This is a genomic window from Alcanivorax sp. MD8A, assembly GCF_002888555.1.
Taxonomy (GTDB): Bacteria; Pseudomonadota; Gammaproteobacteria; order Pseudomonadales; family Alcanivoracaceae; genus Alcanivorax.
In genome coordinates this window covers 19,551-43,641 of record NZ_AQOQ01000027.1, presented here as the reverse complement: position 1 = coordinate 43,641, position 24,091 = coordinate 19,551, and the positions used below count along the sequence as shown (strand labels likewise).

Below are 24,091 nucleotides of genomic sequence, written 5' to 3'. Positions count from 1 at the left end.
GTAGGAGCGTCGCTGGCGGCGCGATAACCGAGGCAGAAATCGCGCCGCCAGCGACGCTCCTACGGCGAGAAGGGTTAACTATCAGCGATCTTGAAAGGATCAACCGTGGATTTTTCTTTTACTGAAGAGCAGCTGGCCTTCCGCGAAACGGCCAGACAGTTTTCCGAAAAGGCTCTGGCACCGTTTGCCGCAGAATGGGATGCCAATAGCGTTTTCCCGAAGGATGCGATTCGTCAGGCGGGCGAGTTGGGTTTCTGCTCGCTGTACTGTGCCGAAGAACACGGTGGCATGGGGCTGTCACGCCTGGATGCCGCGTTGATTTTTGAACAGCTCTCTCAGGGCTGCACGTCCACCACCGCCTTTATCACCATTCATAACATGGCCACCTGGATGCTGACGCGCTATGGCAATGATGCCACCCGTGCACGCTGGGCTGATGCGTTGATGTCGGGTGAAAAACTGGCGTCCTATTGTCTTACGGAGCCTAACGCCGGCTCCGATGCCGCGTCGCTGACAACCACCGCGAGAAAGGACGGTGACAGCTATGTACTGAATGGCGCCAAGGCCTTTATTTCCGGGGCAGGTGATACCGATGTGCTGGTATTGATGGCGCGTACGGGTGGGCAGGGAGCTGGCGGCATTTCCTGCTTTGCCGTGCCTGCAGACACGCCGGGGATTTCCTACGGGCGCAATGAAGACAAGATGGGCTGGAAAAGCCAGCCTACCCGTGCGGTGATCCTGGAACAGGCGCGTATCCCGGCCGAGTGCCTGATGGGTGAAGAAGGGCAGGGCTTCAAAATCGCCATGAGTGGCCTTGATGGCGGGCGTATCAATATTGCCAGTTGCTCACTGGGTGTGGCCCAGGCGGCCTTGAAGCAAGCGCAGCAGTATGTGCAGGAACGCAAACAATTTGGCCAGGCCATCGGCGATTTCCAGACCGTGCAGTTTTCCCTGTCAGACATGGCAACGGAGCTGGTCGCGGCACAGCAGATGGTACGGCTGGCCGCCTGGAAGCTGGATCACAATCACCGCGACAAAAGCATGCTCTGCGCCATGGCCAAACGCATGGCCACGGACCTGTGTTTCAACGTCTGTAACCAGGCGCTTCAGCTGCACGGGGGCTATGGGTACATCCGCGAATATCCATTGGAACGCTACCTGCGTGATGCCCGCGTTCACCAGATTCTGGAAGGTACCAATGAGATTATGCGCGTGATCATTGCGCGCAATGTGCTCAAGGATTTGTCGTTTCTGTAAAGAAAAAGTCGGACGTCTGAGGTCGGACGTCGGACGATAAAATCGGGTTCAAGCGTCTGACGTTCGACGTCAGACCCTTTGCCAAATACGTATCAATATCCGTCCGTATAAGAGGCAGGGAGAGATAACAATGAAAATCGGATTCTTCGGTGTCGGTCATATGGGTGGCCCCATGGCGGCCAACCTGGTCAAGGCCGGCCATGAGGTGGTTGCCTTTGATCTGGTGCCCGAACTTCTCAAGGCGGCGGTGGAACAGGGGGCCAAGGCGGCAGACAGTGCCGCGCAAGCGGTGCAGGGCGCTGACGTTGTCATCAGCATGTTGCCGTCGGCGGGCGCCGTGCGTGGCCTCTATCTGGGTGAAGCGGGTGTGCTGAAGCATATCGATGGCAGCGCCCTGATTATCGACTGCTCCACCATAGATGCCGACACAGCCCGTGAGGTGGCAGCCATCGCCAAAGAGCAGGGCAGGGTGATGATCGATGCGCCGGTCTCCGGTGGGGTGGGCGGCGCCAAAGCCGGTACGCTGACCTTTATCTGTGGTGGTCAGGAAGAGGCTATTGATCGGGCACGTCCCGTGCTCGAGTGCATGGGCGCGCAGGTATTTCGTGCCGGGGGCAATGGCGCAGGGCAGCTGGCCAAAATCTGTAACAACATGCTCCTCGCCATCCATATGATTGGTACGGCAGAAGCCTTGCAGATGGGGGCAGATCATGGTCTCGATCCTGCGGTGCTTTCCGAGATCATGAAAGCCAGCTCCGGGGATAACTGGTCGCTGGACAAGTACAATCCCTGGCCCGGCGTCATGGAAAATGTGCCGGCGTCAAACGAGTACGAAGGCGGCTTCGCCGTCAAACTGATGAACAAGGATCTGGGGTTGGCGCTGCAAGCTGCACTAAGCAGTCAGTCGGCGACACCCATGGGGAATCTGGCGAAATCACTGTATGCCGCCCATGGTAATCATGGCTATGCTGAAAAAGACTTTTCCAGCATCCAGCGTTTTTTTCGCCACAAGGAGTAGGGCGTAAGGCAGTTAACAGTGAATAGCGCGTGTGTGAGCACTTTTCAGGCAGGAATGATAAAGGCCGCGCCCAAATCGGGCAGCGGCTTTTTTTGTTTTCGCTGTTAACTGTTCACTATTCACTGTTAACTATCGTCAGCTGGCAGAAGGGTCGGAAACGTGAGCGTAAGGGCTATGGTGAAAGATTCAGCTAACGATGTGATGAGGGCTATTGATAGAGCGTCTCAAAAATAGCGGCGCTGAAACCATTCATGCGCTTGTCGCCGACCAGAATGATGGGTACGCCCTTCCCGTTCAGCTTTTCAAATCCGACTTTTCCTGTTTGGCTGGTTTCAACATCGTATTCGGTAAAGCCAATGTTATTGGCTTCGAAATAGCGCCTTGCCTTTGTGCACACGCCACACCAGCTGGCGGAGTACATGACAACCCTATGGCGTTTTTCAGACGGTGGCAGTTCAACGGAGAGACTGTCGTAGGTGACGCTTTCAAAGGTGTTGATTTTGAGCTTCAAACTCTCCGAGGCATGCGCCTCGGAAGGTGAGTCAGAAAAGTGGACATTGCCCTGATCGTCTACCCACCGGTAGATACCGGATGACCAAGCCACTGCACACAGGCAAAACAATAAAAGTGAAAGCAATCCCTTCATGATGTTTCCTTTTAACGCTGCCGGGCTTACAGGCAATTATGTCATTGATTCCGGTTTCGATATTTTCTGGCATAACCGATAATCACTGCAGCGTACCAGATCAAGTTAACGGCCCCGATAACGATGGGAAGAAACCACATCTCCACAAAAGTATTGATCTTGGCATTGTCGGGGTTGTTGGTATCGTAAATCACTTCAACGGTGGTGCCGATCTGGTTATCACATTCCCAGAAGTAGCGTATTTCATCCACCGTTCCGGAGAGCGTTTTTCCAGAAGGCCGCCGCACAACAGGAACACGGTTGTATCGTGAATTCTGGCCGCCTGCCCGAAAAGATCGGCAATCAATGATTTGGGCCTGTTCGGTCCCGCTATAGCGCCATGCAGCAACGGTATCCTTTGATACCAGATACAAGCCGATAGCTGGCCCGAGTAGAGTTATGACCAGAAAGGCTCCGCCAATCAAGTAACCGATGATCTTCACTATTTCCCCGAAGTCATGTTTGAATAAGTTATCATTTAATTATGGTTACTGTATTTTTACTGCTTTAGTGAAGACCTCCCAAGTTAGAAGAAGGGGCCTACTAAAGCGACGAAGGAACAGAAATTTGGTCTGCCTGCCGTCGCTTGTTATTGCACCCGCCATCAAAATCGGTGGTCATTTTCACAAGGTATCCCATCTCGATCACCATCCATCTTTGTATTCGGGCAGTTTTTTGTGAAAAATTCGGCTTCAGCTCTGGAAGTCATCTGACTGCAATGCAGTCGACCATCGCATCGAAAATCTTGTTGGTAAGTACCAACAGCCCCCTCCATTGCATCCTTCTCCGTGGCATGCGGATGGATTATAACGCCTGTACCCGCATCCAGGTTGTTTGTGTAGTAACTCCACGCAGCAAAACCCAAAATAGCCACAAGAAGAAAGTTTTTCAAAATCCCTACCCCACGTTAATTTTTCTATAGCGCCTGGCGCAGCAGCTAAATTGGAGCGACGCAGGAGCGGAAATTGGGTCTGCCTGCCGCCTCTTGTTATGTGAAACCCTATCGCAGAAATCACTCATCAGCTTTACACCTTTGAACCTGCCACCTTGATAAAGCGATAAGAACCACCCCGAGGGAAAGAGCCGCCACCCCCTGATACTCAGACGAATCTGCTGGCACAATTTGATAATACGCACCAGGCTCGCCTCCCATAACCAGATCAATTGCCGACTGCCAAAAGCCAACGGGAAGAAGTCCTATAAAATAGAGGCCTGCATAAATAATGCATAGAACTCCCACCCCAAAAGAAAACCACTTCATCAGCCCACACCTAGCCTGAGAACACATAACGCCCGCCTCAGCCGCCGAAGGTCGGCCTGGAGGTGCTTGTTAAGAACCTTTCCCACCCAAAAAATAACCTTTCCTCTTTAAATGAAATGAATATAGAGCAATAGAGGCAAGGAATACTATGCTGACCACCGTATAAATGATTACATATATAGATTGGTGAGATAGCGGATGCACACTGTAACCTTGAAGTGTTGCAACAACCGACCACAGCAGAACCACCACCAATAAATATGGAGCAATGCCGAAGCGGAAGAACAATGCAGCGCCTGCCGTCAACCTTAAGAGTTGATAGATGACCGCCATCGTCAACAAGGCAGGAGGAGCCGACCAAGACAGCCCTGCCAAGCTATAAATAGCCGCTCCGACCAAATACAAACATAAGATATAAGCGGTTATTGGTTTATTCACGCCTCTCACTTCCATCTTCCTCTGATGCTTAACGCCCGCCATCATGCGCTTGTCGCATGCATGGCATTGTTAGCCTACAGCCCCACCGAACAACCAGAGATAGAGACCTACCCCCATACAAACAATGGAAAGCAGGAATACAAGTGGGAATATCGACATTGCGGCCCTCACAACCATGGCTGATACAAACCCTGTTACGGCCCATGCACCCAAGCCTGACAGCCAGCCGATGGAAGTTCCAAGCACATAAATACCCGCAAATCCGCAGATAAAACCCCCGACATTGCCGAGAAGTGAAAATATTGGGTTTCTCATCCAAGGCGCTTGATTGGCTGGGCCTGTAGCAGTGTAAAAGGCGGCACCAACCGCCCCAATGGTTAATAAAATTCCAGCCAAAACTCCCTCTGGCATTATTTCTCTCCTTTAAGGCTAACGCCTTGCTCACCGGAAAATTGGGAGCGCAGCGAGTAATTTTTCCGTGTGCAGCAACTTGTTATGCATTGCTACGCAAGACACGTTCAATGATTTTAACTACGTCATCGTCTTTATCTATTGTCACAGGAAAGCCTTTAACATTAAGAATCTTACTTTCTATGTCTATCGTTAATTTTCCACCATCAACAGAACATTTAAATATATTGGCGCGTTCCCCAAGAATAGTTTTAGCTAATATATTGATGTCTTGGGTAGTTGTCTTTTCATTTGCGCTTAATCTGGCAATTGCTGGTGCTGCAATGGACAGGAGTATATCACTTAGTGATTCAGCCTCATCAATCCGTTTTCCGTCAGATGCGTGTTCAATACAACGGACTACATCACCTAGGTTTTCTCTGATTTCTGTAATTGAACTCTGATCTAAGTACTCAATTTCATCGACGGCAGCAGTGGGCTTTCCTTCTGACGTATAAATATCAGAAGCTTGATAATATGATTCAATCGCCCCCTTCCTTAAAATAAAACACCCAGATTTTTCTAGTAATCGCAATACAACCTCTAGCCGGTCTTGCATGGAAGACCATTTATCGGCGTTGGTTAAACCATTTAAATCCGAGCCAGCCAAACTCATTAGTGTGCAAAAAGCAGATCTTCTTTTGACTTTCTCATCAACTGGCTCTTCGGCGTTAACGTAGTAAGGATGCATTTCAGCCAGTTTAGATATATCCTCCCAATTAGGACCTACTAATGAACAAAAATCGCTATATGTTGAAGATGCGAGTTTTATAGCTGATGGCGCTCCAAGTTTCGAGGCACTTGCATCTGCAGCAGGGGAATTGGCTAAAAAGCATTGGACCAGGTCCATGTCATCTGTAAATGCGTCAGCGTCTGCGAGAACTACTGGATTTTTCCCAATTAGTCTCATGAACTTTGCTACAACTGGCATTTGACCTTTGCCAATTACCGGTAGCAATTGAGACCCTGCAGCTTCTAGATGAAGCTCAAGTTTGTTGGAAATGAACGACGCAATCATTACATCACTTGGCCCTTCTACTAAGAGCGGCCTTCGGCAAAACAGTGAAAGTTTATGCTCTTGGCCTAGCCGGGCGATCAAAGCTTGGAGCTTTCTGTTTTTCAATTGTTCATTGTTGGGATTTAGCTGGACAGGCGGTTTATCTAAATCATGACAAAATATTAGCGACGCTAGGTCACTAGGCTTGGTGATTCGGAGCATTTCTGTCGAATGCGTAGCCATAATCACTATCTTTTTATACCCACCTTCAGATGGGTGTCCAGCTGCTGTGATAATTTCATTCAATAAAAATGACTGCAGTTGTGGGTGGAGCGACACTTCAGGCTCATCAATTAATAAGACTCCTACCTCATCGTCATACAAGGCTGCCAGAATACCGACAAGATGAAGTAATCCTGATGCTTCTCGACCTGACGAGTATGGTTTATCTGTGGTATCTAATCTTGCAAATACCACCTTTAAAGTTCCGGCATCCCATTCAATTATAAAATCCCGTTTGAACAGCTTTCTTAATCGCTCTTGCACCTTAATTAATATATCTGCGCGCTCAGAAAGAGTTTGAAAATCACCATTTAGCGTTTCCGTTTGATGCCTTCGGGTTGTGTCGTGTTTTGACCCAAAATTCGCGTTCTCATAATTCGGGTTACTTCCGTGATGACCGTTATAATCTGAGCGATATTGCTCAAGTAGCCCCATTCTTCCAGCAGACAGAAAGCGAACCTTTTTCCCATTTGCTGCGGAACCAAGCGGCTGTTTTAAACCTCTCAGAAGGTGAGTTTTACCACCACCATTTGGACCAATGAGAACGGTTAGCCCTCCTTGAAGCTCTATATCTCTAGTAAAGTTGCCATTGTGGCTATTTACATTTGCTTTAATGCTTATTGGAAAATTCAAGATCATTCCTTCGAGTTAATATCTGCAAAATGCTTGGGTAACATCTAATGCATAACAGCGTATTAATTAGAACGTTCCTTATAACTCGGTTCTATATAACTCCGGAACCGCAGTCGCTCCCCGTCCGATAAAATCCTGCCATATCAACAGGCTATGGAGTAATGGCAAATCTCCTACACGGAGTTATATAGAAGCTTCCTTATAACTCCTGGCGGGAATTTCCGGATTCGACGACAGCAAAGTGCTTGATTATAAAGAGAATTGCAAAGTGCGTGTGTCTGGAAGGCGGCGTTCCGTTGAAAACAGAAAAGCCCGCACTTGGCGGGCTTCTGGTTTGTAAGCGTTTGCTAATCAAGCGGCCTGCGGACGGTCGTGCATGCGGTTGGCGCGGCGGAAGGTGCCGAGATCATTGAAGCGTACGCCGTTTTCCTTCAGCACCTTGTGGGCGCGTTTGGCGGTCATCTGGCGGATGTAGAAGGGGTCGCGGACCACGAAGTGGTGGATGGCGTGGGTGCTGCCGAAGTTGAAGCAGAACGCCTGCATCGGCCACAGCCACCATACGTTCAGTACCTGACACTGTTCGGTGATCTTGCCCGGTTCGTTATCGCCGTAGTAATGCATGTTCGACGAGATGAAGTGCAGGCAGAAGGTGCGCAACATGTTGGGAGCGATCAGCACCACGATCAGCGGGGTGATCCAGCTCAGCTGAGCCGTTACCAGTGCCGGCCAGGCAATGTTGGTGCCGGCCAGCCAGGCGATGCCGTTGGCCAGGTGGTAGAGCACAAAGAAATGCCAGATGGCATGGGTGGCAATACCCAGAGGGCTGTAGCTGACCAGGCTGATCAGGCGGAAGTTTTTCAGATCCTGGCGGGTGATCAGACCGCGACGGTACAGACGGGTGGGCTCGGTGAGGTATTTGCCTGCGCGCAGATACACGGCGAGCATGCCGTCGCCCACCATTAGCAGGCGCTTGAAGCCCCATTTTTCTCCATTGGTGATACCGCGTTCTTCCAGATCGGTTTCCATGCCGGAATGCTTGTGATGATGGAAATGCAGGTGGCGGCGCACCCAGGGGTTGATGACGTTGGGACGCAGCAGGTAGATGCCGGTCATCATCAGGTTATGCATGAACTTGTTCTTCTTGAAATACATCAAGTGAATCAGGTCATGTTCCAGTTCGTGCAGCAATGAGGTCCAGAAGGCGGTGAGCAGAATCACTGCCCAGCCCGGCATCAGGCCTTGCAGGTAAAGAACAGCGTTGACGACAGTGCCAATCACGGCAATGCTGAAGATGCCAAAGCCGATGGTGTTCTGATGCTTGAGCCAGCCATGCTTCTGGCGGACATCATCACTGATGGCAAGAATTTCACGTTGTATTTTTTTATCCGTCGCGGATTTGCCGCGGGCAGGTGATGTAGCCATGGGAAATCTCCATTTCTCGATGGCATCTACTCTAGGTGGCTCCGACGAGGAAAACTCGGCTTTGCCCGCCAACCGTTTGACCGGGGACGCCAATGACAGAAAAAAAACAGGCGGTGGCGCTGTTGATGGGGCCGTTATTGCATTTGCTGCATGAGCGGGGTCTGGATGGTGACGCCATTTTGCGCCGCAATGGGCTGAATCCACAGATGGTGCGGGATCCCGAGGCAAAGTTGGATGCCGAGATTTCCACGGCTTTGCTGGATGACTGTCTGCAGGAACTGAATGATCCCGGCATGGCCATTGAGGTGGCGCGGCATGCCCAATACAACACTTTCGGGGCGTTGGGGCTGGCCGTGGCGGCAGGGGGCGATCTGTACAGCGTGCTCAACCGGATTACCCGCTTTCACCGGCTGATCAGCGATCTGGTTGCCACCGAGTTGATTGTCGACGACCAAAGTGTGGCGTTACGCTTTAGCTCCAATACCGATCATCAACCGCACCCCCAGGCAATTGTGTTTGTCATGGCGACTATCGTGCGCTTGCTACGTATTCGCATTCACCGGGAACATAACCCGGTGGCGGTATCGGCGCCGCCCTGGATAGAAACAGGATTGCGCCAGGCCATGGGCCGTTACTTTCGTTGTGAGGCGACTGAGGCAGACCATTACAGCCTGGCGTTCGACAAGGCCAATGCCCAGCAGATGTTGGCGGCCAGTGATATTCAGCTGGCGGCCATGTTGGATGCGACGCTGGCTCAGCGTTTGGCGGCATCAGAACAGGCTTCACTGGCCAGTAAGCTGGCCTTGTGGATCGAGCAGCGCCTGCCGGATGGGGAGCCGGCCCAGGCTGATGCGGCGCAAGAGTGTTGTATGAGTACCCGTAGCCTGCAGCGGCGCTTGAGTGAGGAGGGGCTGACCTGGAAACAGCTGGTGGAAGACACCCGCAAGACACTGGTAGAACGGCACCTGCGCACGCCAGGCATGACGGTGACGCAGATGGCGTTTCTGTTGGGCTTTTGCGAGGTGAGTGCGTTCTCTCGGGCGTTCAAGAAGTGGTACGGGGTGTCGCCGAGTCAGTTTCGCTGATGGGGGCGATCCTTCTATTCATCAATAATCTCTTATCGGCTACGCCTTGCCGGTACGTTCCCGGTGTGGGCAGCCGGGCCAACAGCAGGGTCGACGTTTTCCGGCGACCAGATTTTCCTGTGCTCGCTGAATGCGGCCGGCACGGGTTTCCGCCTTCTTGGCATCCTCAATCCAGCAGATCCATTCGTTACGGGCCAGGGGGGTGATGTCTTCCCACTGGGTCAGCATGGCCTGATCGGTTAATAGCGCATCGCGAAGATCACGAGGTAGATCATGAACGACACCGCCACTGATTGTGTTTTTGTTCATCGTCTTCCCCGTTAAAGCAGGCCTGCAAGATAACATCCCAGCATCCCGGCGATGACAAACGCCAGTAGGCCGATGGCGCTGACCCAGGTTCCCTCATGGCTATGGGACCTCCAACCATTCTGGTGCTCGCCCCGTGGCAAGTGGCCCAGTGTCACGAGTTTGATGATAACCCAGCCAAGATAATAGAAGCAGAATTCAAATAGCACGTTGATGATAAAAAAGCCGAACGCACGAGCGATGCCACGCACGAGGGCATCGGCCAGATCTTCCATGAGAGTGCTCCCAGATTGTGTAAAACCCCGTGCGCTTCCTGTGCGGGCGTGGGCTCCTCAAACCTGATCAAGGCGACGGAACGGTTGCTCTGCTTCCAGCTCAAACGCCAGTTCCAGCAGGGTGCGTTCGTCGCCGTGGCGTCCATTGAGCTGAACGCCAATGGGCAAACCGTTTTCTGCTTGTCCCAGCGGCAGGGAGATGGCGGGGCTACCTGCCGCATTGTTGGCCGGGGTGAAGGTGGTATAGCGCAGCAGGCGTTCCAATTGGGTGTCGAAGTCCACGGCGGCACCCAGGTAACCGAGTTCTGGTGTGGTGTGAGCCAGTACAGGCGTGAGCATAACATCAAACTGGCTGAAGACTTCGGCGTAACGGGCCTGGCTCTGGCGGAGCTGACGCAACATGCCCGGGGTCTTCAGGAACCGTTGCTGATAATAACGGGCAAGGCCGAGGGTCAGCGGGTCCAGTTGCTGCCGGTCGAACCCCTGGGGGAACAGTACACGACCGAACTTGCTGACGAAAAAGGCCAGCATGGCCCAATACAGCAGGAAGTCGTCCACGAAGCGTTGTGGCAGATCAATCTGTGCCACGTCTACATGGTGCCCCAGGTCCGACAGGCGTTTGGCTGTGGCCTCTACCGCAAGGCGTGTTTGCGCACAGGTTGGATCACCGGCAATGGAGTCCACCATCAGGCCGATGCGCAGGCGCTGTTTCCCCGGGCCGCTGACCTGGCCGATAGGTGGCAGTTTGCGGTTGCGATAGCTGATTTCCGCTTCGGCAAAAAAATTGGCCGTGTCGCGCACGGTGCGGGTCAGCACACCATCACTGATGATATTGATTGGCAGGGCCTTGCCGGCTTCCTGGGTCACCAGTCTGCCGCGGGTGCATTTGAGTCCCACCAGCCCGCAGGCCGCGGCGGGAATGCGGATGGAGCCGCCGCCATCGTTGCCATGGGCGATGGGAACGGCGCCGGCCGCCACCAGGGCCGCGCTGCCACCGGAAGAGCCCCCTGCAGAATGCGCCAGATGCCAGGGGTTGCGGGTCGCAGGGCTGTGGGCCATTTCTGTGGAGGCGGTGAAGCCAAACGCGGGCAAGCTGCTTTTGCCCAGCAGGTTAAAGCCCTGGGCCAGATACTGTTTGGCTAGCGCACTGGTTTTTTTCATGGGTTTGTGTCCCATGGCGGCACTGCCATGGAGGGTCGCAAGCCCTTCTATGTCGATATTGTCTTTGATCAGGCTGGGGACTGCGGCAAAGCGTCCGGAAAACGCATTTTGCTTCGCTCGCTGGCGGGCGGTATCGAACGCGGCCAGGGTCAATCCGTTCAGGGGCGCGGCCCGCTCCAGTCGGGCAATAGCCGCTTCGGTGACCTCGCTGGCACTGACGCCACCCTGAGCCAGTTGCTGGGCAAGCTCGGTGGCATCGCAGGTACCCAGGGCGTCATCGGTAAAAACATGCAGGCGAGGTTGGCTCATTGTGCGGTCCTGTGGAGTTTGTTGGCACGAATGTACCACCAAAGGCGTTGGGATACGGGTGCAACTGGGCCAATTCTCCGGCCTGTCAGGATTGCGCCCGGACGACTCTCTTGTGCTGGGCCAGCAGATGTCGCGCCAGATCGGCCAGTTCCGCAATGCTGCCGACGACGGCATCCGGTCGGTGCGGATGCTTGATGGTGTCCGGAAAAATCTTGTCCAGCCAGCTTTGCGGCCAACCGGCGCCATTGTAGAAAATGGAGGTGATGCCGGCTTCCTTGGCGGCAATTACGTCGGTGGTGCTGTCGCCAATGTACCAGCAGCGTTCGTCGGCGGGCAGGTGTAGGCGGTTCAAGGCTTCGAGCAACATGTCCGGGGCGGGTTTGCGGCGCTCAACGTCGCTGCCGCATACCACCACATCGAACAGGTCTTCCCAGCCAGTACCGTCGACCAGTGCCAGTTCATGTTCCAGGAAATCCCGTTTGCGATTGGAAATCAGGCCGGTAGGAATGTCGATGGCCCGGATGCGTTCCAGTTGTTGGCGGATGTCGGCTTCCAGCGGGTGGACATCCTCAACGTATTTTTTGTAAGCATTATCGAAGGCTTGATGGGCGCGACCTTTGGCGTCCTGATCACTGCCAAACAGCACTTCAAAAATATCGGTACGGGAAATTTTTCGCTGGGCAACAATTTTGGGATGCAGGCGCCGGTGATCTTTTACATAGATCAGCAGCTTGGCATCTTCGATGGTTTTGGAATCGTCAGGGTCGAGAAGCCGGTCCCACAGGTCCAGTTCTTCGAGGTGCGGAAGCACGTCATCCACCGCGTGGTACATGGCGTCATGAGTATCGACCAGGGTCGCATGCCAATCCAGAAGGATGGCAGCAGGGCGGGCATGGGGAAGCTGAAGAATGCTCATCGTTGTTGCCGGACCTCCTTTGCAAGAACTCCCTTTGAGTCTTGTTATTCAGTAAAGACGCCACAATAACGCGACGGTTTTCATGCATCTGTGAAGGGAGTGTGATGCCGTTGTCATTAAAGTGCGATAACGGTGTGTCAGTGTCGTGACTCCGGGTTGATAATGTGTTCATATCACAGTCGGACCAATTTGCAATTACCGCTTGGGAGCGCGACTGGTTCCAGCAACAGGGATCGGGTTGCGGCGACAAGAACAAACAGGGATGCATGACTATGGGTACGACTTCTCTCCGTGGCCTCGGCGCAGCGCTGCTGCTGGCCCCTCTGACTGCTGTGGCAGATTCCTCTTTCGAAGTGTATGGCTTTGGCATGGTGGATTATGTGCAGGGCTTTGATCGTGTGACTCCCGAGTGGGAGGACACCTTGAGGCCCGGGCGTATTCCTTACGACCAGGACACCGTGGGCAGCGATGGTCAGGCCGTGTTGAGTGTTCGTCAGAGCCGTCTGGGCGTAAACGCCAGCACCATGGCCGGTGATAGCGAGCTGACCACCAAATTCGAGTTCGATATGTTTGGTGTCGGCGCGGATGAGGGTCAGACCACGATTCGTCTTCGCCATGCCTATGGTGAGTGGAAATCCATTCTTGCCGGCCAGACCAACAGTGTGTTCATGGACGGCGATGTATTCCCCAACGTGATCGATTACTGGGGCCCGTCCGGGATGGTGTTCCTGCGTAATCCGCAGATTCGCTGGACCCCGGTGAGCGGGGATTCGACTGTCGCCGTTGCTATTGAGAACCCGGGTAGTGGTGTCGACAGCGGTCTGGATCCTGGCACGTCGGGTGACGATGAATACCCGGATATTACTGCCCATTTTCGCCAGGTTGGCGACTGGGGCCACTTCCAGGTGGCAGGTATTCTCCGGCAGGTGGGCTATGACACCCCCGGTGGCCCCGATGGCAGCCCGGACGACAGCGAATTGGGTTGGGGGGTTAACCTGACCTCAACGATCAATATGTTTGAAAAGGATCGCATCATTCTGGGTGTGGTTCACGGTAATGGTATTTCCAATTACATGAATGATGGCGGTGTCGATATGGCGCCGGATGGTGATGCGGCAGACCCCGATTACAAAGTCGTGCCGCTTACCGGCATCATCGCCTACTACGATCACTACTGGAACGACGCCTACAGCACGTCGTTCGGCTACAGCTCCACGGAAATCGACAACATGGATTTCCAGACCGCAGATGCCTTCAACAAGGGCGAGTATGCGTCCGTTAACTTGCTGCATACCCCCAATGACAAAGTGATGATGGGGATGGAGTATCTGTTCGGCAAACGTACCGCCAATGATGGCACCACCGGCTATGACCGCCGTGTGCAGTTCAGCGTCAAATACAGTTTTTCCAGCGGCAACCTGCTGTAAGAACAACGACTCACTCAGAGGGAGCATGAGCAATGCAATATTCGCGTAAGTTTTTCAGTCTGATGTTCGCTGGCATGCTGGCGATGGCCAGTGCCAGCTGCTCGGCGGAAACAGATGCACCGGCGGCCTCGCCGGTGGACAGCAAGTTGACCGAGAAAAATATCAACGATGCCCTGAAAAAGGCCTATGACAAGTACAAGGGCCTGAAGGAAGGCGCCAATGCGGATTACATCCCGGCGCTGGCCAAGGTGGATTCCAATATCTTCGGCATCGTCCTGGTCACGGTGGATGGCAAGGTCTACACCGTCGGCGATATTGAATCGGAAGTGTCCATTCAGTCGATCTCCAAGGTCTTTACCATGGCCAAGGTGACTGAAGAGAAAGGCATTGATGCCCTGCCGAAAAATGTGGGCGTGGACGCCACCGGCCAGGTGTTCAATTCCATCTATGCCATCGAGCAGCACCAGGGCCACGAAATGAACCCGCTGGTGAACGCCGGTGCGATTACCACCACCAGCATGGTCTCGGGCAAGAGCTACAACGAAATCTGGAACAAGATCCTGGGTTACTACAGTGATTTTGCTGGCCGGGAACTTACCGTGCTGGAAGATATCTACAAGTCCGAAGCGGATACCAATCAGCGTAACCAGGCCATCGCTCACCTGATGTATGCCTATGGCCACATTGAAGGTGACCCGCTGCAGGCCACCGACATTTATACCCGTCAGTGTTCTGTGGGTGTGAACGCCAAAGACCTGGGAACCATGGCTGCAACGTTGGCCAATGCAGGCACCAACCCGGTCACCGGCAAGCAGCTGGTGAAGCCGGAAGATATGCCGGAAATCCTGGCGGTGATGGCGACTGCTGGCCTGTATGATGATGCGGGCAAGTGGCTGTACAAGACCGGTTTGCCTGCCAAGAGTGGTGTTGGCGGTGGTATCATCGCGGTTTCCCCTGGCAAGTTCGGTATTGCGGCCATTTCTCCGCCGCTGGATGCTGCCGGTAACAGCGTACGTGCCCAGAAGGCCATTGCCGATATTTCAGCGGCACTGGGGGGTAACCCGTACGAGGCCAAACCTTACGGTAAGTAATGAAAAAAGTCGTACATAACCGGGCGGTGAAAACCGCCCGGCATTCCTCGCCCGGTTTTCGTTCCGGGCGAGCTGCAAGGGCAGCCGTTCAGGCTGCCTCTTTTGTTGTGGCTGCTTGCCCGGTGGCTGCCCTGGCTGCGGATCAGACCTTCGATACCGCTAGCACCCCTCCGGAAATCTGGCAGCCCCCCTCGTTTGATGTCCAGCAATGGGACTGGATCCAGCTGGATACTGGCGAATGGATCAAGGGGCGACTCAAGGTGCTCAATGACGAGGCCATCGAGATCGACAGTGATCACTTCGATCTGATTTCCATCGACTGGGAGGATGTCGCCTATATCCGTACGGGCCGCACCATGTCCGTTCTACTGGATGGGGGCGAGATCGTGCTTGGCCGCCTGACCACAGAAAAGGGCAAGCTGCTCATTGGTGGTGAGCCGGTGGCGTTCGAGCGGGTGGTAGGAATTGCCACCGCGTCACCCAGGGAATTTGATCTGTGGACCGCCGATATTTCGGTGGGCTTCAATTTCCGTAGCGGGAATGTGGAGCAGAAGGATGCCAATGCCAAGGCGGTGCTGAAGCGGCGCACCGTGAAAAACAACACGCGGATGAGTTATACCGGCAACTACTCCGAGTCGGAATCAGAAGAGCTGGCGAACAACCATACCGCCAGTCTGACGCATGATTACCGCATCAGTCATCGTTGGTTTTTTCGGCCGGTACAAGCGGAATATTACCGTGACCCCTTTCAGAACCGTGAGGCTGAATGGACGGTCGGTTTTGGTGCGGGTTATCAAATTTATGATACCCCGAAACTGGATTGGTCGGTTTCCATCGGTCCGGGTTATCAGCGCACCGAATATGTGGATGTGGCCCCTGGTGAAGACCGCACAGTGTCGACGCCCGCGGTGTTGTTGGGGTCCTTCTATGATCAGGATCTGACGGACAATATCGAGCTGGAAATGGATTACCAGGTGACCCTGACAGAGAGCAAGGCAGGCAGGGCCAAACACGATTTTTATCTGGCGCTCGATGTGGATCTGACCGAGCGGCTGGATTTGCGTCTTTCAGGAACCTGGAAGCGGATCGAGAGCCCCCAGCCGGACAGCAACGGCATTACCCCGGAAAAAGATGACTTCACCGGAACGCTCGGTCTTGCGTTGGAAATCTAGCCTAGGTCAAACCCCTGATCTACCGATTAGACAGGTGAAGAGGGTTTCTGCTGTGGGCTATTAGCCTCAGGAATAAAATTCTCTGTGCCTGCATCAAAAAACTGGCCTGTCCATGGCGCAGCAATTCACCCAAGCCTATGCTCGTTCCATCCCCTGATTTTGGCGCACACCGCGCAGGAGGAGGGACATGAAAGGCTCTCTACGGGTAATGCGATATGCAATCTGTCTTGTGTGGGTATGGCTACCGCTAACATTGGTGGCTGCGCCGTTTCAGGTTCGTATTCTCGCTGTGGACCACGGTAATGTGGTCACGCCCAACCAGCCCTTTGTTGTGGAATACGATGTCACTGCTGACAGTAATTCGGACCACTACTACTACGTGGATAACAGCCTCAAGCTGACACGCTCCAACAGCGCAATGGGCAGTGAGGCCGGGCGTTTCTCTGTGACCTATCCGGGCGGTTTCTCAGCGGGTGTGAGCAAGGATATCCGGATCTGTCTGAAAGAGGGCAATGAGCTGGTCTGTGATGCTATTCGTGTGCGTGCAGGCCAGGTTCTTGAGCTCAAGCAGGCAGTGGAAATCCATACCGTTGGCATCAAGGATCATGTGCCACCGGGTCAGCCTTTCGATATTTTTTACGATGTTCTCAAGCCGACCAGTTCAAGCCATTACTACTATGTGGACGGAAACCTGTTGGCGACCCGCAGTAAAGGTGACCATGATGGTGACGAGTTTTCGGTCACGTACCCCTGGGGGCTGGAAAACGGTGACAGCATCGATGTGGAAATTTGTGTGAATGCGGATGAGGGCGGGCAGGCCTGTGGTGCCAGGACTATTGTGGCATCAACACCGCCTGCGGGCGCAGACGTACCGCCCCCCTTTAACAGCGATGTGATGGATCAGCATTTCCACGCCAGCGGTAGCTGCAACCCGGTATGTGGCTACTACAGCAATATTTATTATGGCGACAGCACGGTTAGCTGGTTGCCTCTGGTGGGGCCGGATAGCGAGCCAAACGGGTTGCGTATTGATGTGTATTATCCGACGTCTGATGGCCGGGTGCATGCGGGAGAACCCAACACCCTGATCCTCTACGCCCATTCGGCCAACAACAACAAGGAAACCCTGTTGGGGCCCAAGAAAGGGACGCTTGAGTCCTATCTGGAAATAGGCGGTGGCGGTGCAGGGGGGGTGACGGTCGCGGCGCTGGATTTTCGTCACCCGGCAAAGGATCTGGATGAGCAGGGTTACCCGGTATCGCGGGATGACATGAGTCACGCGATCCAGTTTTTCCGTTATCACGCAGCGGTGTTCAATATCAATCCGGACGATATTTTTATCACCGGGTCGTCGTTGGGAGCAGGGGCAGGGATTCATGCTGCCGTAAAGGAGTTGGCGAACCCCGGTGATCCGTCGCCCGTGCGTCAGGTTTCCTCACGTATTCGCGGTGCTTTTCTTGCCACCGGGCAAAGTTCGTTCTCGCCTCACTGGTTCCGTGAAAACTTTCTTGAAGAAGAGATCTGGCCCTATTACCAGCCGGATTTTCATGATGACGAAGACCGCTCCATTTATGGCCATGCGGTGGCCGATGTGGATGAAAACGCTCCCTTGCTCGAATTGGCCTACGAACAGAATTACGTTGACCACAAGGTGACGGCCAGCGAGAAGACCAACAAGGAAGTGGATACCACTCACTTGCCTAATTACGGGTTGACCATGCTTGATCAGTATCGTTTGCATGGCATCGGTGACCGGATCATGGTGAGGGAAAGTTATGGCGGGTCTTTTGGCACGGACTCCACCCGGTTCGTTGAGCGGAATCGAATATCGGGGAATTAAAAAGGTTGATCGCGCTGCCACCGAGCGCAGCGAAGGAACGCCCGCAGGGCGGCCCGAAGGGTGAGCGGAGCGAATAACCTACGCTCCTGCTTTGTGGATCTGCTTGCTGAGGGCGTCTACCGGTGTCGAATTCCTTACAGGAAAGCGTTGCTGGGCGCCACAGGGGCACCCACAGCGCTAACGGAAACTGTGGGAGCGGTGGTTCCACCGCGAATCAAGGGTTGGCCTGGGACCTTCGCGGTCGAACGATTGCTCCCTCAGTATTTTCACCGGGCTCTGTAAATGATTAGCCCAGTTGGGCCAGCACTGACTCTGCGCTGCTTTTGTCCACACCCTTGTCATCCACGCCAAGATATTCCACAACGCCATCATTGGCGATTAGCGCAAAGCGCTTGCAGCGAGTGCCGAGGCCGGCGGCAGAAACATCCAGCTCCAGGCCGAGGGCCTTGGTGAACTCCACGTTGCCGTCTGCCAGCATGGTGATGTGCTCGGCGTTCTGGTCTTTTTGCCAGGCATCCATCACAAAGGCATCGTTTACCGCCATACAGCCGATGGCATCGACTTTTTCCAGAATGGCATCGGCATTCACTACAAAGCCCGGCATGTGAGTGTTGGAGCAGCCGGGAGTAAATGCCCCGGGTACGGCAAACAGCACCACTTTACGTCCCTTGAAAAAATCGCCAGTGGAAAAATCTTCAGGGCCGTTTTCGCCATTGGTCTTGATAGTGACATTGGGGAGGGTGTCGCCGACGGAAATGCTCATGGGAACTCCTTGATCCGGGTTTCGGAAGTTGAAATGCACAAGGTGCATGTGTTCACTGTGGGGACGTTAACGTCACCCTTCAAGTGAACATGAACCGGAGTGAGCAATGAGTCAAACAATCGTGATTACCGGCGCTAGCCGTGGCATTGGTCTGGCTATGGCCCAGGCGTGGAAGGCCCGTGGCGAACGTGTGCTGGCCACCTGCCGCACCCCCTCCAAGGCCCTGCTGGAAAGTGGGGTAGAGGTGATTGACAGTGTGGATGTGAGTCACCCTGACGGGATCGCCAATCTGACCAGCGCAGTAGCGGACACACAGGTGGATATGCTCTACAACAATGCCGGCATCATGTTGAGCGAATCGCTGGATCACATGGACTTTGACCAGATACGTGAGCAGTTCGAGGTCAACACGCTGGGGCCAATCCGCACCACCCTGGCGCTCTTGCCGAACATGAAAGCGGGGGCAAAGGTGGGGTTGATGACCTCACGGATGGGCTCGATTGCGGATAACAGCTCCGGGCACAAGTATGGTTACCGGATCAGCAAGGCCGGCTTGAATGCCGCAGGCAAATCCCTTGCGCTGGATCTCCATGGCCGAGGCATCGCCGTGGCCATTCTGCATCCCGGCTGGGTGAAAACCGATATGACGGGCAACAGCGGTCACCTGACGAAAGAAGACGCTGCGGCCGCGCTGGTAAAACGCATGGATGAGCTGACACTGGAAAACAGTGGCACCTTCTGGCACAGCGATGGCTCGGTGTTGCCTTGGTAGTCGTGGCTGCTCAGCGCAATGAGCCTGCCGGCATCAACTGCCAGCAACTTTCTTCCTGTGCAGTGAGTCCTCTCTCCCGAAATCCGGGTTCATATTCAAGGATATTCTTTGAGGAAAGGCAGCGTATCTCCATATCGTGGTCACGGTAGTGAGCGGAGACTTCATCGGCATCGCGGATTTGCAAAAGCCCGATTTGATCCTCCCCCCTATCCGTAGGAGCGTCGCTGGCGGCGCGATTGCCCAAGCTTGGATCAAACCACAGAGACCACTGAGAAAAGACGGTCTTAAGCTCTGTGTCCTCTGTGATAAACATTGCTTTTAACGGTTCTGCTTATCGCGCCGCGAGCGACGCTCCTACAGCATGGGGGCGTGCTGCGAGGCATTCCCTCAAATCTGCGATGAACCAAAGATATCGCCTTGATACACGGTTAATGTTTCCGCTTGGTAACAGGTGCCACCTGGTCAACGGGCGGTCAGGGGGCCATGTCATGCTGTGCAAACAGTGCCTCAACCGCGTTGCGGGCCCATTTGTTTTCCCAGAACGACTGCTCCATAGCAACTCCGATGTGGTGGTGGGCGGCAGAATGGTAAGTGGCGAATAGCATGCAGAGGGAATAAAACTGCCACGTTTGTTTCTGTCAGGAAAGGACAGTCGTCATGAGGGCTATTGTCATGGGGGAGAGCGGGGAGCACTGTTAGTCTCATCTCAAAACTCACGGGTTTTGAATCTCCACAGACACAGGCAAGGAGCTCCCCATGACTGCCATGATGCAGGAACTGCCGTTGGACCCACTTCAGCTCAACCGGGTGGGTGATCCCAACCGTGCCGGTGTGCGCCGCACGCGTGCCCTGTTCAAGTGGATCCTGCGCTCCGATCCGCAGCCCACCGAGGGGCAAATGGCGGTGATTCGTGAATCCATTCTGTCTGGCGACCCGCTGGCCGATGCGGTGGTCTCCCTGTACGGCGAGCTGCCTGCCGGGCATGGCCGCAAGCTGCTGGACCAGGCGCTTGAGCAGGGCATCGATTCCATCGACAACCCGCCTGCCGCATTGGTGGATCTGTTCCGGCAGGTGGACCATGAACCGATCTGGCTGGATCGTGATCTGCTGCGCCTTGGCTGCGAAGTGTCTTACCGGGTGGGGCTGTCCGGGGAGCTGGTGCTGCGCAATATGTCCCTGATGGGAGGCTATCTGGCTGGCGCCGCCGCCAAGCCGCTGGTGTTTACCGGGCAGCTGGACCGCATGGCCAACCGTCGTCTGGTGGAAACCGGAAAATTCTGGATGGACGTGACCACCCCTGGCGGGCTGGAGCGCGATCAGGAAGGCTTCAAGAGCGCAGTGCGGGTGCGCATGATGCATGCCCAGGTGCGCGCCATGCTGCTCAAGTCTGAAAAATGGGATATGCGTTGGGGTTACCCCCTCAATCAGTGGGATTCCATGGGAACCATTCTGGAGTTTTCGGTGATTTTTCTCACCGGGCTGCGCGCCATGGGCTACCTGTTCTCCCGTCGCGAACGGGAAGCGGTGGTGCACCTGTGGCGTTATGTGGGTTACCTGATGGGGGTGGAGGAACGGATACTGCCCACCAATGAACAGGACAGCATGCGCGCGCTGTATCACTTGATTGCCACTATCGGTGACAGCGATGAGGACTCCCGTCGTCTGGGAGAGGCACTGGCCAATGCCTCCCTGCAAAACCGGGATGGCTGGTTGTCGAAGCAGGCGGGCAAGCTGGAGTACACCCTGCGCGCCGGTTTTACACGCTATATCCTCGGTGATGAAGCCGGCGATACCCTCGGCCTGCCGCGCACTCGCGCCAAATACTTCTGGCCGGCGCAGGCGCCCCTGCGTGCGGGCCTTGAATTGGCACGCATGGCGACCCCCGGCGCCAATAAGGCGCTGATGTGGTTAGGAGAAAAAGCCCGTAAGGAACAATTCCCGAAACAGGTGAAGCAGCTCAAGGCGGATACCACCTTCACACCGGTGAAAAAGCTGTTTCGTTAACTCTTTCACATCACCGTATCCCTCATATGGGGGATGTGGACTTCCCCCTGCAGGGCTAGTCTTGTGGCGATACCCGATCGTTGGGTGTCGCCACAAAACGTCATTATGAGGGGGATGTATGAAACGCATTAAGGGTGTGATCGGGTTGGTGCTGCTGGCGCTGTCGGTGCCTGCATTGGCCAGCCCCCAGTACTGCGCTTCCGTCAGTGTGCAGCATGACAATGGGCAGCGATATTTGATGACGCTCAAGAACAACTGTAACCAGACGGTATACGTGAACTATTGCTATCAAAGCACGACCGGACATCGCCAGGTCAACCGTGAAAAGGCGGAGCCCTCCACCTCGGAAACGGATTCTTTCCATGCCATCAGCGGCAGCATTGATTACATTCTTGGCTGGAGCTGGAATGAAGTGCGAGGCAGCTGCGGCTAACGCCGCCAGCGGAAGTATGCCGCAGACCGCAACGGTCTGCGGCACAGGAGTTTAGTCGCGGAAGTTGTTGAACTGTAGCGGCGTCTCGATTTTTGAGCCCTTCACCACGGCAATCGCTTCCTGCAGGTCGTCGCGTTTCTTGCCGGTCACACGAACCTGGTCGCCCTGGATAGACGCCTGGACCTTGAGCTTGGCTTCCTTGATCAGCTTGACCAATTGTTTGGCGGTGGGCTGATCAATGCCCTGGCGAAAGGTCAGTGTCAGCGAAAACGTCTTGCCACTGTGCTCTGGCTTGTCAGGGCGGTCGGCGCCAGCCGGGCTGATCCCTTGCTTGACGGCATTCTTGGTAAAAATCTCTTCCAGTTGTTGAACCTGGAAATCCGACTCGGTCTTGAAGGTGACCGCCAGCCCGCTCTGTTCGATGCTGGCCTCTACGCCGCGAAAGTCGAACCGGCTGGCCAGTTCCCGGTTGGCGTTTTCCGTTGCGTGACGCAGGGCGACTTCATCCACTTCGGAAACAATATCAAAAGAGGGCATGACTCGATCTCACTCCTGGTGCCTGATGGGCTGGCCAGTATAGCGTGCAATGCGGGGTGATTGGAGCGGGGCGAGGAGCCAGCGGAGGTTCTTCTCTCTCTGCCTGCCAACCGGGTTCAATTCGCGGGGAATTAGTCCTTTGGATGAATAGGCGGGGTTAGCCATGGGGGGTATGTTGGCCCCGCCATGCAGGACTGCATGGCCATGAAACTCTGCCAGGAGGCAATATTCCATGTCACTGAAAGAACGACTGTCTGCCGACAGTCTGCTGGACTCCCTGCCGGTGTCCAGGGATTTACTCACCCGTCTTGGGCTCATAGGTGCCCAGGTTTCCCGGAAAATCGCCATTGATCAGGTCAGCGTCGATAGCGGTACGCTCAATAATCTCAAGGTCGAAAAGGTCAATCTGGGGAGTGCCAGTATTGGCAGCCTCAAGGTGGAAAGTGGTTCTGCCAGCGTCAATAACGCCAAGGCAGTACTCAACCAGGTGCGCAGCATTGTGGAGCTGGGATTCCGGTTGAATTGGGAAATTGACCTTGGCTGGATCGGTAGCTGGGATGGCAGCGAGGATATGGGCAGCCTGGATATCCCGGTGGACCTGGGCACGATCACGGTGCCGGATCTGGGGGATATCAACCTGCAGATCCCCACTATCGATATTCCTGGCCTGGTGGCGGACATGCGTCCCATCGATCAGCTGGATCTGGGGAGTCTGGAACTGGCCGGGGTGCGCCTCGACAAGCTGAGCCTGCCAGGGGCGGGCTTGACCATTTCGGGGATGGGCGTCGGTGATCTGACGCTGAGTTCCGTGACGGTACCGTCCGCCGGTGGCGAGGCGCTGCGTGTCAATCGGGCTGCACCCGTTCAGCCGCTCCGCTTGCCGGGCGCCAGCCTGGAGAACGTGGCTATTCCGGCGATCAGCATGCCGGCGGCGACCAGTGGTGCTTTCAATGCGGATGCGACGGCATCAGACAAGTCCCTGGGTATCGACGTGGGTATTCTCAAGGTCAGTGTGGCGGTGACGCCGACCGTGCACCTTAACGTGGGCAGTATGACGTTGAGCGACGCCAGCCTGGCCGCCGGTTTGGGCAAGGTGTCCATCAATGACATCAGTCTGCCGGTGTCTCTGGAAGGGATTGCCGGTGGTGAACTGGCACTGGACGCGATCAGCGTCAGCAAGTTGACGTTCTGAACGAGGAGAAAATCATGTCACTAAGCCACAAGGAATTTGAAAAACGCTGGGAGCAGGCACACCGTCAACAGCGGCCAGAAAAGAAGAAGGCGTCTATGGCGCCGGTGATTCACCTTTCCGTGATTTCAGTGCTGGACAACTACATGTCCCAGCTGCACAAGGCGGTGGAAGGCCATGCGCTGAGCAAGGAAGAGTGTGAGGAAGTCTGCAAGAAAATTGCAGAGCTGAAACCGCTGGCCAAAAAAGCGGACAGCAAAGCGGCCAAGTATCTGCGGGTATAACCCGCTGGACGCTCCTACGTCAAAGGGGGGATTAAATCGGGCTTTCCCGGAAATTCGCGATGAACCATAAAAAAGGCGGAGATT

26 protein-coding genes are annotated in these 24,091 nt (G+C 54.7%); 12 read left to right on the top strand and 14 right to left on the bottom strand.

The window, feature by feature from the left end; genetic code table 11:
* The first annotated feature begins 105 nt into the window (after positions 1–105).
* Both A15D_RS13285 and mmsB read left to right on the top strand, forming a co-directional pair.
* A complete protein-coding gene (locus A15D_RS13285; RefSeq protein ID WP_102792342.1) occupies positions 106–1,257 on the top strand; it encodes an acyl-CoA dehydrogenase family protein in 1,152 nt (383 codons plus the stop codon).
* Between the two features lie 130 nt (positions 1,258–1,387).
* Positions 1,388–2,275 carry a 3-hydroxyisobutyrate dehydrogenase gene (gene mmsB / locus A15D_RS13280; RefSeq protein ID WP_102792341.1) on the top strand — a complete coding sequence of 296 codons (888 nt, stop codon included), beginning with the start codon at positions 1,388–1,390 and terminating at the stop codon, positions 2,273–2,275.
* A 208-nt stretch (positions 2,276–2,483) separates the two neighbouring features.
* Here the strand turns inward: mmsB and A15D_RS13275 are convergent, their stop codons facing one another.
* The 8 genes from A15D_RS13275 to A15D_RS13240 all read right to left on the bottom strand — a co-directional run bounded on the left by A15D_RS13275 (position 2,484) and on the right by A15D_RS13240 (position 8,443).
* On the bottom strand, positions 2,484–2,921 hold the full coding sequence (locus A15D_RS13275) for a DUF4124 domain-containing protein (RefSeq protein ID WP_102792340.1): 438 nt from the start codon (positions 2,919–2,921) through the stop codon (positions 2,484–2,486).
* 41 nt (positions 2,922–2,962) lie between these two features.
* The gene (locus A15D_RS17175) at positions 2,963–3,403 is read right to left on the bottom strand and encodes a DUF3592 domain-containing protein (RefSeq protein ID WP_146026888.1); all 441 of its coding nucleotides are present in this window, start codon (positions 3,401–3,403) and stop codon (positions 2,963–2,965) included.
* A 161-nt stretch (positions 3,404–3,564) separates the two neighbouring features.
* A complete protein-coding gene (locus A15D_RS17370; protein ID WP_233192238.1) occupies positions 3,565–3,669 on the bottom strand; it encodes an excalibur calcium-binding domain-containing protein in 105 nt (34 codons plus the stop codon).
* A gap of 303 nt (positions 3,670–3,972) precedes the next feature.
* Positions 3,973–4,221 carry a hypothetical protein gene (locus A15D_RS13260; protein ID WP_146026887.1) on the bottom strand — a complete coding sequence of 83 codons (249 nt, stop codon included), beginning with the start codon at positions 4,219–4,221 and terminating at the stop codon, positions 3,973–3,975.
* Positions 4,222–4,290: 69 nt separating this feature from the next.
* Positions 4,291–4,659 (bottom strand): hypothetical protein, encoded by a 369-nt coding sequence (locus tag A15D_RS13255; RefSeq protein ID WP_146026886.1) that lies wholly within the window; start codon positions 4,657–4,659, stop codon positions 4,291–4,293.
* Positions 4,660–4,728: 69 nt separating this feature from the next.
* Positions 4,729–5,070 (bottom strand): hypothetical protein, encoded by a 342-nt coding sequence (locus A15D_RS13250; protein WP_102792335.1) that lies wholly within the window; start codon positions 5,068–5,070, stop codon positions 4,729–4,731.
* Positions 5,071–5,152: 82 nt separating this feature from the next.
* On the bottom strand, positions 5,153–7,021 hold the full coding sequence (locus A15D_RS13245) for an ATP-dependent endonuclease (RefSeq protein WP_102792334.1): 1,869 nt from the start codon (positions 7,019–7,021) through the stop codon (positions 5,153–5,155).
* Between the two features lie 351 nt (positions 7,022–7,372).
* Positions 7,373–8,443, bottom strand: coding sequence for a fatty acid desaturase (locus tag A15D_RS13240; RefSeq protein WP_102792333.1), 1,071 nt, complete (start codon positions 8,441–8,443; stop codon positions 7,373–7,375).
* Between the two features lie 92 nt (positions 8,444–8,535).
* On the opposite strand from A15D_RS13240, the gene A15D_RS13235 reads away from it, so the two are divergent.
* Complete coding sequence (locus tag A15D_RS13235) at positions 8,536–9,528, top strand: AraC family transcriptional regulator (RefSeq protein ID WP_102792332.1); 993 nt, start codon at positions 8,536–8,538, stop codon at positions 9,526–9,528.
* A gap of 39 nt (positions 9,529–9,567) precedes the next feature.
* Here A15D_RS13235 and A15D_RS13230 read toward each other — a convergent pair whose 3' ends face one another.
* From A15D_RS13230 to A15D_RS13215, 4 genes are all read right to left on the bottom strand, one after another.
* The gene (locus A15D_RS13230) at positions 9,568–9,837 is read right to left on the bottom strand and encodes a YdeI/OmpD-associated family protein (protein ID WP_102792331.1); all 270 of its coding nucleotides are present in this window, start codon (positions 9,835–9,837) and stop codon (positions 9,568–9,570) included.
* An 11-nt stretch (positions 9,838–9,848) separates the two neighbouring features.
* The gene (locus A15D_RS13225) at positions 9,849–10,109 is read right to left on the bottom strand and encodes a hypothetical protein (RefSeq protein WP_102792330.1); all 261 of its coding nucleotides are present in this window, start codon (positions 10,107–10,109) and stop codon (positions 9,849–9,851) included.
* Positions 10,110–10,166: 57 nt separating this feature from the next.
* The gene (locus tag A15D_RS13220; protein WP_102792329.1) at positions 10,167–11,579 is read right to left on the bottom strand and encodes an amidase; all 1,413 of its coding nucleotides are present in this window, start codon (positions 11,577–11,579) and stop codon (positions 10,167–10,169) included.
* 85 nt (positions 11,580–11,664) lie between these two features.
* Positions 11,665–12,495 (bottom strand): HAD family hydrolase, encoded by an 831-nt coding sequence (locus A15D_RS13215; protein ID WP_102792328.1) that lies wholly within the window; start codon positions 12,493–12,495, stop codon positions 11,665–11,667.
* Positions 12,496–12,767: 272 nt separating this feature from the next.
* Here A15D_RS13215 and A15D_RS13210 point away from each other — a divergent pair, with 272 nt between their 5' ends.
* The 4 genes from A15D_RS13210 (at position 12,768) to A15D_RS13195 (ending at position 18,025) form a co-directional block, all read left to right on the top strand.
* Positions 12,768–13,922: a DcaP family trimeric outer membrane transporter gene (locus A15D_RS13210; protein WP_233192237.1), complete on the top strand. Its 1,155-nt coding sequence runs from the start codon at positions 12,768–12,770 to the stop codon at positions 13,920–13,922.
* A gap of 32 nt (positions 13,923–13,954) precedes the next feature.
* The gene (glsA, locus tag A15D_RS13205) at positions 13,955–15,013 is read left to right on the top strand and encodes a glutaminase A (protein WP_102792327.1); all 1,059 of its coding nucleotides are present in this window, start codon (positions 13,955–13,957) and stop codon (positions 15,011–15,013) included.
* Positions 15,013–16,185, top strand: coding sequence for a YdiY family protein (locus tag A15D_RS13200; protein WP_102792326.1), 1,173 nt, complete (start codon positions 15,013–15,015; stop codon positions 16,183–16,185). Before glsA ends, A15D_RS13200 begins: the two co-directional genes overlap by 1 nt.
* Positions 16,186–16,372: 187 nt before the next feature.
* Positions 16,373–18,025: an alpha/beta hydrolase gene (locus tag A15D_RS13195; protein ID WP_146026885.1), complete on the top strand. Its 1,653-nt coding sequence runs from the start codon at positions 16,373–16,375 to the stop codon at positions 18,023–18,025.
* A 286-nt stretch (positions 18,026–18,311) separates the two neighbouring features.
* On the opposite strand, the gene A15D_RS13190 is transcribed toward A15D_RS13195, so the two are convergent.
* Complete coding sequence (locus A15D_RS13190; protein WP_102792324.1) at positions 18,312–18,788, bottom strand: peroxiredoxin; 477 nt, start codon at positions 18,786–18,788, stop codon at positions 18,312–18,314.
* A 106-nt stretch (positions 18,789–18,894) separates the two neighbouring features.
* Between A15D_RS13190 and A15D_RS13185 the strand changes: the two genes are divergently transcribed.
* From A15D_RS13185 to A15D_RS13170, 3 genes are all read left to right on the top strand, one after another.
* The gene (locus tag A15D_RS13185) at positions 18,895–19,560 is read left to right on the top strand and encodes an SDR family oxidoreductase (RefSeq protein ID WP_102792323.1); all 666 of its coding nucleotides are present in this window, start codon (positions 18,895–18,897) and stop codon (positions 19,558–19,560) included.
* Positions 19,561–20,316: 756 nt separating this feature from the next.
* Positions 20,317–21,564 carry an oxygenase MpaB family protein gene (locus tag A15D_RS13175; protein ID WP_102792321.1) on the top strand — a complete coding sequence of 416 codons (1,248 nt, stop codon included), beginning with the start codon at positions 20,317–20,319 and terminating at the stop codon, positions 21,562–21,564.
* Between the two features lie 118 nt (positions 21,565–21,682).
* Complete coding sequence (locus tag A15D_RS13170) at positions 21,683–21,997, top strand: hypothetical protein (RefSeq protein ID WP_102792320.1); 315 nt, start codon at positions 21,683–21,685, stop codon at positions 21,995–21,997.
* A gap of 51 nt (positions 21,998–22,048) precedes the next feature.
* Here the strand turns inward: A15D_RS13170 and A15D_RS13165 are convergent, their stop codons facing one another.
* Positions 22,049–22,534: a YajQ family cyclic di-GMP-binding protein gene (locus A15D_RS13165; RefSeq protein ID WP_022986083.1), complete on the bottom strand. Its 486-nt coding sequence runs from the start codon at positions 22,532–22,534 to the stop codon at positions 22,049–22,051.
* 232 nt (positions 22,535–22,766) lie between these two features.
* On the opposite strand from A15D_RS13165, the gene A15D_RS13160 reads away from it, so the two are divergent.
* Both A15D_RS13160 and A15D_RS13155 read left to right on the top strand, forming a co-directional pair.
* Positions 22,767–23,726 carry a hypothetical protein gene (locus tag A15D_RS13160; protein ID WP_102792319.1) on the top strand — a complete coding sequence of 320 codons (960 nt, stop codon included), beginning with the start codon at positions 22,767–22,769 and terminating at the stop codon, positions 23,724–23,726.
* A 14-nt stretch (positions 23,727–23,740) separates the two neighbouring features.
* Positions 23,741–24,007 (top strand): hypothetical protein, encoded by a 267-nt coding sequence (locus tag A15D_RS13155; RefSeq protein ID WP_102792318.1) that lies wholly within the window; start codon positions 23,741–23,743, stop codon positions 24,005–24,007.
* Positions 24,008–24,091 lie beyond the last annotated feature (84 nt).